This is a genomic window from Flagellimonas cixiensis, from assembly GCF_042134615.1.
GTDB lineage: Bacteria > Bacteroidota > Bacteroidia > Flavobacteriales > Flavobacteriaceae > Flagellimonas > Flagellimonas cixiensis.
This window is the reverse complement of the sequence record NZ_CP169639.1, coordinates 3,311,468-3,326,045: the sequence shown is the minus strand read 5'-3', so window position 1 is coordinate 3,326,045 and position 14,578 is coordinate 3,311,468. Positions and strand designations below refer to the sequence as shown.

At 41.0% G+C, this 14,578-nt stretch carries 12 protein-coding genes; 5 read left to right on the top strand and 7 right to left on the bottom strand.

The genetic code is table 11. The features are described from left to right. Window positions 1-152 precede the first annotated feature (152 nt). Window positions 153-698: a fasciclin domain-containing protein gene (locus tag ABT310_RS14770; RefSeq protein WP_375324660.1), complete on the top strand. Its 546-nt coding sequence runs from the start codon at window positions 153-155 to the stop codon at window positions 696-698. Here the strand turns inward: ABT310_RS14770 and pheT are convergent, their stop codons facing one another. Further along, the gene (gene pheT, locus ABT310_RS14765) at window positions 699-3,104 is read right to left on the bottom strand and encodes a phenylalanine--tRNA ligase subunit beta (RefSeq protein ID WP_375324659.1); all 2,406 of its coding nucleotides are present in this window, start codon (window positions 3,102-3,104) and stop codon (window positions 699-701) included. Window positions 3,105-3,233: 129 nt separating this feature from the next. Here pheT and ABT310_RS14760 point away from each other — a divergent pair, with 129 nt between their 5' ends. Continuing rightward, on the top strand, window positions 3,234-4,469 hold the full coding sequence (locus ABT310_RS14760) for a peroxiredoxin family protein (RefSeq protein ID WP_375324658.1): 1,236 nt from the start codon (window positions 3,234-3,236) through the stop codon (window positions 4,467-4,469). Between the two features lie 6 nt (window positions 4,470-4,475). Here the strand turns inward: ABT310_RS14760 and leuB are convergent, their stop codons facing one another. Both leuB and ABT310_RS14750 read right to left on the bottom strand, forming a co-directional pair. Continuing rightward, a complete protein-coding gene (leuB, locus tag ABT310_RS14755) occupies window positions 4,476-5,594 on the bottom strand; it encodes a 3-isopropylmalate dehydrogenase (protein ID WP_375324657.1) in 1,119 nt (372 codons plus the stop codon). Window positions 5,595-5,607: 13 nt separating this feature from the next. Next, the gene (locus ABT310_RS14750; RefSeq protein WP_375324656.1) at window positions 5,608-6,780 is read right to left on the bottom strand and encodes a 2-isopropylmalate synthase; all 1,173 of its coding nucleotides are present in this window, start codon (window positions 6,778-6,780) and stop codon (window positions 5,608-5,610) included. A 146-nt stretch (window positions 6,781-6,926) separates the two neighbouring features. Here ABT310_RS14750 and ABT310_RS14745 point away from each other — a divergent pair, with 146 nt between their 5' ends. Next, on the top strand, window positions 6,927-8,471 hold the full coding sequence (locus ABT310_RS14745) for a hypothetical protein (RefSeq protein WP_375324655.1): 1,545 nt from the start codon (window positions 6,927-6,929) through the stop codon (window positions 8,469-8,471). On the opposite strand, the gene ABT310_RS14740 is transcribed toward ABT310_RS14745, so the two are convergent. From ABT310_RS14740 to panB, 3 genes are all read right to left on the bottom strand, one after another. Next, entirely contained in the window at window positions 8,461-9,186 is a 726-nt protein-coding gene (locus ABT310_RS14740) for an RluA family pseudouridine synthase (protein ID WP_375324654.1), read from the bottom strand. The genes ABT310_RS14745 and ABT310_RS14740 overlap by 11 nt on opposite strands. Continuing rightward, window positions 9,183-9,533, bottom strand: a complete 351-nt coding sequence (locus tag ABT310_RS14735; RefSeq protein WP_375324653.1) for a four helix bundle protein — start codon at window positions 9,531-9,533, stop codon at window positions 9,183-9,185. Before ABT310_RS14735 ends, ABT310_RS14740 begins: the two co-directional genes overlap by 4 nt. Before the next feature lie 99 nt (window positions 9,534-9,632). Continuing rightward, window positions 9,633-10,451: a 3-methyl-2-oxobutanoate hydroxymethyltransferase gene (panB, locus tag ABT310_RS14730; RefSeq protein ID WP_375324652.1), complete on the bottom strand. Its 819-nt coding sequence runs from the start codon at window positions 10,449-10,451 to the stop codon at window positions 9,633-9,635. Between the two features lie 70 nt (window positions 10,452-10,521). Here panB and ABT310_RS14725 point away from each other — a divergent pair, with 70 nt between their 5' ends. Continuing rightward, window positions 10,522-11,001, top strand: a complete 480-nt coding sequence (locus tag ABT310_RS14725; RefSeq protein WP_375324651.1) for a nuclear transport factor 2 family protein — start codon at window positions 10,522-10,524, stop codon at window positions 10,999-11,001. On the opposite strand, the gene ABT310_RS14720 is transcribed toward ABT310_RS14725, so the two are convergent. Then, on the bottom strand, window positions 10,998-12,422 hold the full coding sequence (locus ABT310_RS14720; protein ID WP_375324650.1) for an L-serine ammonia-lyase: 1,425 nt from the start codon (window positions 12,420-12,422) through the stop codon (window positions 10,998-11,000). The two genes, ABT310_RS14725 and ABT310_RS14720, sit on opposite strands and share 4 nt — an antisense overlap. Before the next feature lie 234 nt (window positions 12,423-12,656). Here ABT310_RS14720 and dnaK point away from each other — a divergent pair, with 234 nt between their 5' ends. Next, entirely contained in the window at window positions 12,657-14,570 is a 1,914-nt protein-coding gene (gene dnaK / locus ABT310_RS14715; RefSeq protein ID WP_375324649.1) for a molecular chaperone DnaK, read from the top strand. The last annotated feature ends 8 nt before the right edge of the window (window positions 14,571-14,578 follow it).

The window sequence follows — 14,578 nt, the reverse complement described above, 5'->3', positions numbered from 1 at the left end:
TGACAAATGTCATAAAAGCCCAATGTTAAGAATGTGTTAAAAGAAATATGTTAAAGAAAAAATGAAGAGGATTTTAAGAAAATAATGTATCTTATCGAAGATTTTGGCAGTTAATCGTATAATTATACTATAAAGCAGGTCCCAAAGATTACATGAAACCAACCAATTCCCTCATTACCAAGGCACTTTTTGCCCTAATTTTCACCTCTTCCATTGTAACCTTTGCGCAATCCAACAATAAGGATAAAGCTTTGTTGTCGGAGTCCGGTGAAATAGCCCATCATTCCATTTTGGCAGAGGTAGTAAGGGCTTCCGAACTTGGGGAATTGTTGAATAATTCAGGTCCTTTGACCATTTTTGCTCCTTCAGATGCTGCTTTTGAGAAGTTTTCCAGTGAAAAAATGACAAAACTCATCAATGCTAAAGACAAGACTGCTTTAAAATCACTTTTAACCTATCATATTGTCGCCGGTCAGCTTACCGCCAGTAGAATTCTACGTGAAATGTGCAGGGGCAATGGCACAGCAAGTTTTACCACGGTGCAAGGAAAAAAGTTAACAGCCCACATGGAGGGTTATGATATTGTGTTGACGGACCCCGTTGGAAACAAGGCGAAAATCACCACAGCAGACCTTAACCTCAAGAACAATGGGGTTATCCATGAGATCGACGGCGTTATTTTACCTGCTCAAATGTAATTAGCGAAGTTCCGCTCCCAATTCGTTTTGGTATTGGGAAAGAAGTTTACCCATTATCTTATCGATTTGCTTATCCGTAAGTGTTTTGGACTCGTCCATCAAGGTGAAGCTTACCGCGTAGGATTTTTTGCCCTCAGGTAGATTTTTACCGGTATAAACATCGAACAGATTCACCTTTTTTAAGAGTTTCTTTTCTGTTTTCCAGGCAATATCATATACCTTCTGGAATGAAGTGGATTCATCCAACAACAATGCAAAATCTCGGGTTACTTCAGGGAATTTTGGAATTTCCTTGAAAACAACATTGGTAGTGCTAATGGAAGCTAGAATGGTATCCCAATCAAAATCGGCATAAAATACCTCCTGTTTAATATCAAAATGCTTCAGCTCACTTTTACTTACTAAGCCATAGTTGACCAAAGGCTTGTTGTTTACTGTGCATTGCAATCCTTCGGCAAAGGTGGTATCTGATAACGGATTGGTTTTGTAACTGTTGATACCCAAACGCTCCAATACGTTTTCCACAATGCCTTTTAAAAAGAAAAAGTCTGTTTTTCTTGAGGCAATTGCCCAGCTATCACCATTATGGTCACCTGAAATGAAAATGGACAAGTGTTGCTTTTCATCTTGACCCTTATCATTTTTATGGTAAGTTTTACCGAATTCAAACAACTTTAGGTCGTTCTTTTGTCGATTGTGGTTGTAACTCACTGTTTGCAAACCAGATTGCAACATGGAAGTTCGCAGTACCGATAAGTCAGAACTTAAAGGATTCAACATTTCCACTGCATCCTCTGTTTTAAAATCTGCTGAGACCAAACTGTTGGTCATGATTTCAAAAAAGCCCATGGCTGCCAAGGTGTTTCCGGTAACGTGTTGCACGCGTAGGTTTTCAAATTTTGACGTCTTGGCAATGGAAGCGTTCAGCTTTTCTTTAAAATCAATATTGTTGTAACCATAAACCCTTAAAATCTCTTCGATCACATCCACCTCACGGGTTACATCCACACGATAATGCGGAATAGTAAGTCCCAATCCTGATTCTGTTACATTGTTGATACGAATCTCCAACGAAGACAAAATAGATTTAATGGTATCTCTTGGTATTTCTTGTCCAATTAAGGAGTTGATTTTATCAAAGGTTAGAAAGACTTGTCTCTCTTTTGGCTTTATGGGGAACAGATCTACAATTTCAGAAGTGACGAAGCCACCTGCAATTTCTCGAATCAGTAGGGCAGCCCTTTTAAGGGCATATTTGGTTACATCGATATCAATGCCGCGCTCAAAACGGAAGGAAGCATCTGTGCTCAATCCGTGGCGTTTGGCCGTTTTTCTAATGGAAACTGGGTCAAAATAAGCACTCTCTAAGAATATGGACGTGGTATGTTCAGTAACCCCACTGTTAATGCCTCCAAAAACACCTGCAATACACATTGGTTTTTCAGCATCACAAATCATTAGGTCGTCTTCGTGCAGTTCACGTTCCACATCGTCCAATGTGGTAAACTTGGTGCCTGCGGGTAAAGTTTTAACCTCAATCTTGTTTCCTTTAATCTTTGACGCGTCAAAAGCGTGCAAAGGCTGACCCAATTCGTGCAATACGTAATTGGTAACGTCAACTATATTGTTGATAGGGGATAGTCCTATGGCTTTTAATCTATTCTTTAACCAATCTGGTGAATCCTGAACAATAATGTTGCTGATGGTGACCCCGCAATATCTAGGGGCCAAATCAGCATCCATAACTTCAACATCTATCTTTAAAGAACGATTGTCTATTGAAAAGTTACTGGTGGAAGGAGTCACTAATTCCTTTGAAATCTCCTTTTGCTCCAATCCAGCTTTTAAATCGCGGGCCACACCAAAGTGACTCATGGCATCGGCGCGGTTGGGAGTTAGCCCAATTTCAAAAACCTCGTCGTTTTCAACATCAAAAACATTGGAACAGGGAGTTCCAGGAACCAATTCTTTGTTAAGCACCATAATGCCGTCATGACTGCTTCCAATTCCGATTTCATCCTCGGCGCAAATCATTCCTTGGCTTTCTTCTCCTCGAATTTTACCTTTTTTTATTACCCATGCCTCTCCTTCAGGAGTATAAAGGGTCGTTCCAATGGTAGCCACAGGAACTTTTTGTCCCGCTGCTACATTTGGGGCCCCACAAACAATCTGCAATGGGGTTTCTTGTCCCACATCCACCGTGGTCAATTTTAACCGGTCTGCATTGGGGTGTTGTTCGCAAGTCAATACATGGCCCACCACAATTCCTTTTAAACCGCCTTTTACCGATTCAAAATTGGTGATGCCTTCAACTTCCAGACCTAAATCCGTTAAAAGTTCACCTGTTTTTTGTGCGTCCCAATCAATTTGCAAAAATTGCTTCAACCAGTTGTAAGAAATCTTCATACCCCATTTTTAGAGGGGACAAATATATAACAATAGGGGAACAGATTCAACGTTTAAAACGACCTTAGGCCGTATGGATTTGTTAGTTTTAAATCGGATTTGCTACTTTTAAGAAAAATCTTTCACTATATGAAACATATTTGGTTGGCTATCACCTGTTTATTTGCTGTTTTAAGTTCATGTAAAAATGAACGCAAAATTGAATTGGCAGAAGGGGATTGGTTAGGGGAAATGGTAGTTTCCGAATCCCAAAAATTACCTTTTCAATTTACTGTGTCCAAAACAGCCGAAGGAAGTTACATTATGAAAATGTACAATGCTGATGAGGAGGTGATTGTGGATGAATTTACATTTAATGGCGATTCCATAGATATTCGGATGCCCATTTTTGAAGGACATATTTCTGGCACCTACACCGAGAACCAAATAACGGGCAACTTTATAGAAGAAGGCAAAGAGCGCAGTGTACCATTTGTGGCCAATTTTGGCATACAGGACCGATTTGAAGTAAAGGAAGATGCCAAGGTGAACATCTCGGGCGTTTGGGAAACTTATTTTAATGTAAATACCGAAGGGGAATATCCTGCTAAAGGAATATTTATGCAAAATGGGAATGATATTAAAGGAACTTTTCGAACCAAAACCGGTGATTACCGCTATTTGGATGGTGTGGTTTCTGGAGATAGCATGAAACTTTCTGCTTTTGATGGTTCGCATGTGTTTTTATTCTTGGCCAAAGTGACCGATAGCACATTGGATGGCAAGTTTTATTCCGGAAGACATAGCGTGCAAGAATTTTTAGGTGCGCGAAATGAAGCTTTTGAGCTTCCAGATTCAGACCAATTGACCTTTTTAAGGGAAGGCTATGATAAATTCGATTTTTCTTTCCCTGACCCGACTGGGACCAAAATAGATATGTCCAACCCAAGATTTAAGAACAAGGTGGTTTTGGTGCAGATTATGGGTACTTGGTGCACCAATTGTTTGGATGAGACCCGTTTTTATGTGGATTATTTAAAACAACACCCGGAATTGGATTTGGAGATAGTAGGACTGGCCTTTGAGTATGCAAAAACAGAAGAAAAGGCATTCGAAGGCATTAAAAGACTCAAAGAACGGGAAGATGTACCTTACCCGATTTTATTGGCCCAATATGGAACTTCAAACAAGCAATTGGCCAACGATAAATTGCCCATGCTTAACCACATTTTATCTTACCCAACTACCATTTATATTGATAAAAATGGTGAGGTACGTAAAATTCACACCGGATTTAATGGTCCGGCAACTGGTGAAAAGTTTGAGGAATTTAAAGTAAAATTCAATCAAACCATTGAGGAATTAACAGGTCAGGAAATAGGATAGGAAAGTCTAGATAATTGTTGATTTTCCTAAATCGATGTTTTCATCATTAATATTGAAGTCATCTTCAATGTCCACAATATTATGGGCAATAAAATCACCGACTTCACTGGTGCCGTATTTGCTGCCTTTTTTCAAGTCGGGAGTTACAATCTTTTTTCTTAGCGATTTTCCTACTGCCATTTTTACGGCATAGGCTTCCTCATGAAGTCCAAAATGCTCCAAGAGCATTGCCGCAGATAGGATGGAAGCAATGGGGTTGGCTATATTTTTACCTTTTGCTTGGGAATAGGAGCCATGAATGGGCTCAAAAAGCGCGTTTTCATCACCAACGCATGCAGAGGGCAAAAGTCCGATGGAACCACTGATTACGCTTCCTTCATCCGAAAGGATATCACCAAACATATTCCCCGTCAAAATAACGTCGAACTTTGCGGGGTTTAGGATTACCTGCATAGCAGCGTTATCCACGAATAAAAAATCTAAAGCAACCTCGGGGTAACTTTCACTGATTCGTGTAACCACTTTTCTCCAAAGCCTGGAGGACTCCAATACGTTGGACTGGTCCACCAAAGTGAGTTTCTTTTTGCGTGCTTTTGCCGCTTTAAATGCCAAATGTGCCACACGACTAATCTCTGTTTCGGTATATTCACAAAGATCGGAGGCCACCGTTCCAGCCTCATTTAATTTTTTCTCTCCAAAATAAATACCGCTTGTAAGTTCCCGATAAATAACAAAGTCCGTGCCCCTAACAATTTCCTTTTTTAAAGGTGAATTTTTTAAAAGCGTAGGGTGGGATAGTACGGGTCGAATATTGGCAAAAAGTCCCAGTTCCTTTCGCAATTGTAACAACCCCTGCTCGGGTCTCACTTTGGCATCGGGGTTGTTGTCGTATTTTGGGTCTCCTATGGCGCCAAATAATACCGCATCTGCATTTTTGCATAAACGTAATGTGGCTTCTGGTAAAGGTTTCCCCGTTTTATCAATGGCAATCGCCCCAACATCGGCGGTTTTAAATACAAAACTGTGATTGAAGGTTTCTTCAACGGCCTTTAAACATTTAACTGCTTGGTTCAACACCTCCGGTCCAATGCCATCTCCGCCAAGCAATGCAATGTTTAGATTCATAAGCAAAAGGAGTTTAGGCCAAATCTTTCATGTTGATGTTGCTGGTCTCGACGATTTCGTGGATATCTTCATCCAAGATTTCTTTTTTACGGTCAGCATATTTCAAAAAGTTCTCGTAAACGGAATCCAATTGTATTTTGGTGAGCTCGTAACCCACTTTTTTGGCGCGATACGCCAATGCGGCACGACCACTTCTGGCAGTTAACACAATGGAAGACTCACTTACACCAACATCTTTAGGGTCGATGATTTCATAAGTTTCACGTTGTTTGATTACCCCGTCTTGGTGGATTCCAGAGCTATGGGCAAAAGCATTGGAACCAACGATGGCCTTATTGGGCTGCACGGGCATTCCCATTTTTTGAGAAACCATCTGACTGGTGTCCCACAACAATTGACTGTTAATGTTCGTGTCCAAGTTCAAGTACGGATGTTGTCTCAAAATCATCACCACTTCTTCTAAGGCTGTATTACCGGCACGCTCTCCAATACCGTTGATGGTACATTCAATTTGACGGGCGCCGTTCACCACACCGGCAATGGAGTTGGCAGTGGCCAAACCAAGGTCGTTATGGCAGTGACAAGAAAGAATGGCCTTATCGATGCCTTTTACGTTTTCCTTTAGGTACTTCATTTTTGCACCGTATTCTTCGGGCAAACAATACCCAGTGGTGTCCGGAATGTTCAAAACGGTTGCACCAGCAGCTACTACGGCTTCGCAAACCCTCGCCAAAAATTCGTTGTCTGTTCTACCAGCATCTTCTGCGTAGAACTCAACGTCCTCCACAAAAGATTTTGCGTAAGCTACGGCCTCTACGGCGCGCTCAATAATTTTATCTTGGGTGGAGTTGAATTTATATTTGATATGGGATTCTGAAGTTCCAATCCCGGTATGAATTCTTGGTTTTTTAGCAATTTTAATGGCTTCAGCCGCAACTTCAATATCTTTCTTCACGGCACGGGTCAAACCACAAACTGTTGCGTTTTTGACCAATTTTGCGATTTCATGGACCGATTTAAAGTCACCGGGGCTCGAAATAGGAAACCCTGCTTCGATAACATCAACACCAAGTTCATCCAGTCTATTGGCGATCACCAATTTCTGTTCCGTGTCCAGTTTGCATCCTGGGACTTGTTCTCCATCTCTTAGTGTTGTGTCAAAAATTTGTACCTTATCTTTACCCATTATATTTACCTGTTTGTTCTATGACTTACGAAAATAGAAATGTGAAGCGGAAATATAAAGGTAAATAGAAATTCGTTACAACGTTAAATAACTGTTGGTGTAAAATAAAACACTGAAAAACAGTATTTTAAATAATATTTTTTACGATGACAAATGCCCCAAAGGATGCTTTGTTTGTGTTGGTAAAATCGCTTTCCAAATCTGAGAAGCGACAATTTAAGCTCTATGTTGGCCGATTGGGAGTGAACACAGATGCTAAGTTTTTGGCTCTTTTCAATTTGTTGGACAAAATGAAGCGTTATGATGAGCGTCAAATTCTGGAGAGTGGCATTGTGAAAAAGGCACAGCTTTCGAATCTTAAGGCTCATTTGTACAAGCAGATTTTAGTGAGTCTCCGGTTGAATCCTGTAAACCAAAATGTTCGGATACAGATTCGCGAGCAACTCGATTTTGCCACCATTCTTTATCAAAAGGGGCTCTATAAGCAAAGCTTAAAGATTTTGGACAAGGCCAAAAGCTTCGCCATTGAAAACGAAGAAAAAAATGTGGCCTACGAAATCGTGGAGCTGGAAAAGGTTATCGAAACCCAATATATTACCAGAAGTATTCCTGACCGTGCCGATGAACTGGCCGTTCAAGCCAAGGAACTGTCAGCGCAAAATGTGATGACAAGCAAGTTGTCCAACCTTTCCTTACAATTGTACAGTATGATGTTGAAAGTAGGGTATGCGCGCAGCGATGAGGATTTGGACAAGGTGAAAACCTATTTTGAAAAACACTTGCCCGAATACGACATTGACAAGCTGGGATTCCGTGAAAAATTGTGGTTGTACAAAGCTTATTTATGGTATAGTTTATTGATTCAGGACTTTTTGTCAGCCTATCGGTATGCCAGTAAATGGGTGGATTTGTTCTATGAAAATGAGGCAATGATTCCGTTGAATCCTGTGTTTTTCCTAAAAGGAAACCACTACTTGTTGGAGTCCTTGTTTTTTGTGAAATATGCCTCTCAATTTAGGGATACCTTGGAGCGCTTGGAAACTGTTGTGGAAAGTTCGGAATTTCCTAAAAACGACAATATTTCTTCATTGGCCTTTTTGTACATCAACACCAATAAGTTGAACCTTCATTTTTTGGAGGGTACTTTTGATAAGGGTATTTATTTGGTGAACATAATTGAGTATGGCATCAAGAAGCACAAACCGCGTATTGATGAGCATCACGTGATGTTGCTTTACTATAAAATTGCCTGTTTGTATTTTGGGAATGGGGACAATAAGAATTGCATTCTCTACCTCAAGAAAATCATTTCCAACAAGAATTTAAAAATGCGTGAGGACCTAATGTGCTTTGCCAGGGTGTTGAGCTTGGTAGCGCATTACGAAGCTGGAATGGATTATCATTTGGAAGTACAGCTTAAAAGCACCTATAAGTTTTTATTGAAAATGAACGACTTGCATGAGGTTCAAAAGGAAATGATAAAATTCCTTAGGAACCTTGGAGACATTTATCCCACAGACCTGAGAAATGAATTCCAGAAACTGTATAACGAGTTGAAGAAATACGAAAACCACCCTTACGAAAAACGGGCATTCCTATATTTGGATATTCTTTCTTGGCTGGAAAGCCATTTAGAAAACAAACCTGTTGGTCAAATTATTCGTGAAAAAGCACTGGCACTTACCCGTTAGTACAGGCATTCCAGACCGGGTCATTTGGAGTAGGAGCTTCAAATTGAATAGTTTCCTTTTTCACAGGATGTTCAATTTCTAGACTTCTGGCATGCAGATGAATTCCACCATCCTTGTTACTTCGGTCTGCCCCGTACTTTAAATCCCCTTTAATGTGACATCCAATGGCAGCCAATTGCGCCCGAATTTGATGATGTCTTCCAGTTTTCAGGTCGATTTCCAGCAAATAAAAATTGTCCAACTTTTTAATGATTCTGTAATCTAACACCGCCTTTTTGCTATTCGGAACTTCTTTGGTGTGGGCGTACGATTTGTTTTGTTTAGGATTACGAACCAACCAATGGGTCAACGTACCGCTTTCTGCCTCTGGCGCATTTTTGACTACGGCCCAATATATTTTTTTGGTTTCTCCTTGTGCAAACATTTTGTTGAGACGTGGTAATGCCTTTGATGTTTTTGCAAACAATACAATACCTGAAGTAGGTCGGTCCAAACGATGCACCACACCCAAATATACATTCCCAGGTTTGTTGTATTTCTCTTTGATGTACTGTTTTACGACTTCACTCAAAGGGTCGTCACCTGTTTTGTCTCCTTGAACAATATCACCCACTCGTTTGTTGACAACAATTAGGTGATTGTCCTCAAATAAAACTTGAAGATTGGAAGGGGAGGAATGGTTAGATTCTTGGATTTTTGGATTTATAGAGCTCACTTCAGTGTGGATTTGAATTTTGATGTCATTTTAACAATGGCATCTAGCTTTTGTAAAAGTAGCTTCAATTCTGTGTTTTCAAGTAAATTTAAATCATTGGAGATTAATAATTGTGTTTCAATTTCATACATTGATCCAATGGCAATTTCTAAAAATCGAGAAAAATCTTTGTTTGATTTTCTAGAAGCACCTTCTGCAATGTTCGATGGTACAGAAACAGATGCTCTTCTTAATTGATTTGTAATTCCGAATTTCTCTATCTCTGGAAATGTAGAGGTGACCTCATAAATATCAGAACAGAAATTTCTGCTAAGTTTCCAAATTTCCAAATCTTTAAATCGATGCATTGTTTTGATTTACTGAATTCGGAGGTTGATTCTCAAAAATAAGAAATCGAGCAAAAACCAATTCATCCAATAATCGAAAAATCCAATAATCCAATCAATCTAGTACGATTCGTCTTCATTTGGAAAATCACTACTCTTTACATCATCCACATATTGGGAGATGGCATTACTCATTTCGTCATACAAATTCAAGTAGCGTCTTAAAAATCTCGGGTGGAACTCATGGGTCATCCCCAACATATCGTGTACCACCAAAACCTGACCATCAACACCGCCACCTGCACCAATGCCTATAACCGGAATGGAAACGCTTTTAGCAACTTCTTTGGCCAATTTAGCTGGGATTTTTTCCAAAACCAGGGCAAAACAGCCCAATTCTTCCAAAAGTTTGGCATCCGATTTTAGTTTGTCGGCTTCCTCTTCTTCTTTTGCACGAACGGTATAGGTGCCAAATTTATAAATGGATTGTGGGGTAAGTCCCAAATGTCCCATGACAGGTATTCCGGCCTCTAAGATTCTACTGATGGAAATTTTGATTTCCTCACCACCTTCAACCTTTACGGCATGGGCACCACTTTCTTTCATAATTCGAATGGCAGAGCGGAGTGCTTCCTTGGAATCCCCTTGGTAGCTTCCAAAAGGAATATCCACTACCACCAGCGCGCGTTTGGCCGCCCTCACAACAGAGGAGGCGTGGTATATCATTTGATCAAGGGTAATGGGTAGTGTAGTTTCATGCCCCGCCATCACATTACTGGCTGAATCACCCACTAAAATTGCATCCACATTGGCGGCATCCACAATCTTGGCCATGGAGTAATCGTAGGCGGTAAGCATGCTGATTTTTTCACCCATCTGCTTCATTTCCACCAACGATTTTACCGTTACCCTTTTATATTCTTTTTTAGCTGTTGACATTGTACATTTATTTGCTGGCTAAAAGTAAGCAGATTTGTTTAAATTGGCCTTCAATCAAAAGAGGAATACCATGAGAAAATTGTTGAGCTGTCTGTTTTTGTTTTCCCTTGTCAACCAGATGCAAGCTCAGGGTCCAAATGCATCTATTGAAGAAGAAAAGGAAGCTGTCAAGAAAGTAATCGAAGCTTTTTTTGATGGATTTCATAAGCAGGATTCCCTGTTGATCAAAAAAACAGTGGCAGACCATATAGTGTTGCAAACAACGGGAAGAGATACCAAGGGCAAAACCCGATTTAAAAATGAGGAGTTCTCCGGTTTTTTAAAATCCATTGTGGGTATTCCAAAAACCACAAAGTTTGAGGAGCGTCTCACTTCATTTTCCATTCAAGTGGATAGAACCATGGCCAATGCGTGGGTTGGCTACGAGTTTTGGGTGAATGATGAATTCAGCCATTGCGGCATCAACTCTTTTCAACTCGTAAATTTTGATGGTGAGTGGAAAATTATCTATTTAATAGATACGCGAGGAAAAGAGGGGTGTTTGGATTAACAATCACTCAAAAATACGCCCACGGCCAATCCTCCTTCTGAAGTTTCCTTATACTTGGAGCTCATGTCCTTGGCAGTTTCCCACATGGTATTGACTACTTTGTCCAAAGGCACTTTACAATCATTAGGGTCGGTGTCCAAAGCCAATTCTGCTGCGTTGATGGCCTTAATGGCACCCATGGCATTCCGTTCTATGCAGGGAACTTGCACCAATCCGCCAATTGGGTCGCAAGTGAGTCCTAAATGGTGTTCCATTGCAATTTCAGCAGCAATTAATACCTGTTCGGGGGAACCTCCCATCAATTCGGTAAGTCCGGCTGCAGCCATGGCAGATGAAACTCCAATTTCTGCTTGACAACCACCCATGGCTGCTGAAATAGTAGCCCCTTTTTTAAAGATGCTTCCCACTTCGCTGGCGACCAACAAAAATTGCTTCACATCATCAAAATTAGCATCATGGTTTTCAATCACCATATAATACATTAAAACGGCAGGAATCACCCCAGCGCTTCCATTCGTAGGTGCGGTAACAACTCTTCCTAAAGAGGCATTCACTTCGTTCACGCTTAAAGCGAAACAGCTCACCCATTTGATAATTTGACGAAATCTTACTTCGGTATCCCGAATGCTTTCCAACCATTCCTGAGGATTGGAGTAGGGTACTTCACCTTTTAATTTTTGGTGTATTTCAAAGGCACGTCGCTTCACATTCAGTCCGCCTGGCAACTTTCCTTCGGTGTGACAACCTATAAACATGCATTCGAGCATGGTATTCCAAATTCGGGCAATACCTTCATCAATTTCAGCTTCCGAACGCAACGAAAGCTCATTTTGCATAACTATTTTGGAAATGGTTTTGTTTTGGGCATTGCAGTGCTGCAATAGTTCATCTCCAGTTTTTACGGGATGCGGAAAGGTTTTGAAGGTTTCTTTATTTTCTTTCGCATGCAGTCGTTCCTCTTTTACCACAAAACCGCCACCAATGGAATAATAGGTTTCAGAAGTTGTTTTTCCATTTGTCAAATGCGCCTCAAACCGGATTCCGTTAGCATGAAATGGTAGAAATTCTTTTTTAAAAGTAATATTGGATTCAAAAGAGAACGGTATGTTCTTTTCTCCTCCAAATCTTAAACTTTTGGTGGTTTTTAATTGAACAATGCTTGGGTCTATGCTGTCAATGTCGACAGTTTCCGGATCGGTGCCCAAAAGTCCCATCACCACGGCTACATCAGTTGCGTGCCCTTTACCCGTTAATGAAAGGGAACCATAAAGCGATACGGAAATGGATTCCATTTGATTAAAGTCACCTTGTTCTTTCAATTCGGCAATCCAACGTTCTGCAGCCCGCCAAGGGCCCAAAGTATGGGAGCTGGAAGGACCCACTCCAATTTTAAGCATATCAAAAACGCTGATACATTCCATGGCACGTAATTATGGCATCAAATATAACGACCTGCTGAATTATTTTATTGAGATTTTATGAAATAGTGTACGTCTTTTTTGATGTATTATTGAACATCAGCACTTTAAGGGGTTTTATTTTGAAATAAAATCAACACACTGACACCTTGTCATATTCTAGCGGATGGCATAATCATTGACATTTGATAGACCGTAAACGAAATAGATTTTTAAACAGATATAACTTTAGATACAATGAGCAAGATTATAGGTATTGACTTGGGTACGACCAACTCCTGTGTCTCTGTAATGGAAGGTAACGAGCCTGTGGTAATTCCAAATGCCGAAGGTAAACGTACCACGCCATCCATGATTGCATTTGTGGAAGGCGGGGAGATTAAGGTCGGTGACCCTGCAAAAAGACAGGCAGTAACCAACCCTCACAAAACAATTTACTCTATCAAAAGATTTATGGGGAACAAATACTCAGAATCTAGTAGAGAAGCTGAACGGGTACCTTATAAAGTGGTTAAAGGAGATAACGATACACCTCGTGTAGACATCGATGGTCGTTTGTATACTCCACAGGAACTTTCTGCCATGATTCTTCAAAAAATGAAGAAAACAGCAGAAGACTATTTAGGTCAGGATGTAACAAGGGCTGTAATTACGGTTCCTGCTTACTTTAACGATTCACAAAGACAGGCTACCAAAGAAGCTGGTGAAATCGCTGGACTTACAGTAGAAAGAATTATCAATGAGCCAACCGCTGCCTCTTTGGCGTACGGTTTGGACAAAAAAGATACAGACCAAAAAATCGTAGTATTCGATTTCGGTGGCGGTACGCACGACGTTTCCATTTTGGAATTGGGTGACGGTGTATTCGAAGTTTTGGCGACTGACGGTGATACCCACTTAGGAGGTGACGATGTTGACCAAAAGATTATCGATTGGTTGGCAGAAGAGTTCAAGAAAGATGAGGACATGGACCTTAGAAAGGACCCTATGGCGCTTCAACGTTTGAGAGAAGCTGCGGAAAAAGCCAAAATTGAGCTTTCTTCTTCAACCCAAACCGAAATCAACTTACCATACGTTACGGCTACCGCTTCTGGACCTAAGCACTTGGTAAGAACTTTGTCTAGATCCAAGTTTGAGCAATTGATAGCCGATTTGGTAAAAAGAACAATCGAGCCCTGTGAGAAAGCGTTGAAATCTGCAGGTCTTTCAAAAAGCGATATCGATGAGATTATCTTGGTAGGTGGTTCTACCCGTATCCCTGCGGTACAGGAAGCCGTTGAGAAATTCTTCGGTAAAAAACCATCTAAAGGAGTAAACCCAGATGAGGTTGTGGCCGTAGGTGCAGCAATTCAGGGTGGTGTATTGACAGGAGACGTAAAAGACGTGCTTTTGTTGGACGTAACCCCACTTTCTTTGGGTATTGAGACCATGGGAGGTGTATTGACCCGATTGATTGAGTCAAACACCACTATCCCGACCAAGAAGTCGCAAGTGTTCTCTACTGCAGCGGATAATCAACCTTCTGTTGAAATCCATGTGTTGCAAGGAGAGCGTCCGATGGCGGCAGACAACAAGACCATTGGTAGGTTCCACTTGGATGGTATTCCACCAGCACCAAGAGGTACGCCTCAAATTGAAGTGACCTTCGATATTGATGCCAACGGTATCATCAAGGTTTCCGCAACGGACAAAGCCACTGGAAAATCCCAAGATATTCGTATTGAGGCGTCTTCTGGATTGACCGAAGAGGAAATCAAAAAGATGAAAGCGGAGGCGGAAGCCAATGCCGAATCTGACAAAAAAGCGAAGGAAACTGCTGATAAATTGAACGAGGCTGACGCTATGATCTTCCAAACGGAGAAGCAATTGAGCGAGTTTGGTGATAAATTGTCCGATGATAAGAAAAAGCCTATCGAGGATGCCTTGGCAGAATTAAAAACAGCTTTTGAAAGCAAAGACCTTGCGGTAATCGAACCTGCTTTGGAAAAAATCAACGAAGCTTGGAAAGTAGCTTCCGAGGAAATGTACAAAGCCCAAGCAGAGGCCCAGGCCAATGGTGCGGATACGGCTTCTGGTGCTGAAGGTGCTGCCGGAGGTGGCGCTGCAGAAGGAGACAACGTAGAAGATGTTGACTTCGAAGAAGTGAAATAATTGAAATT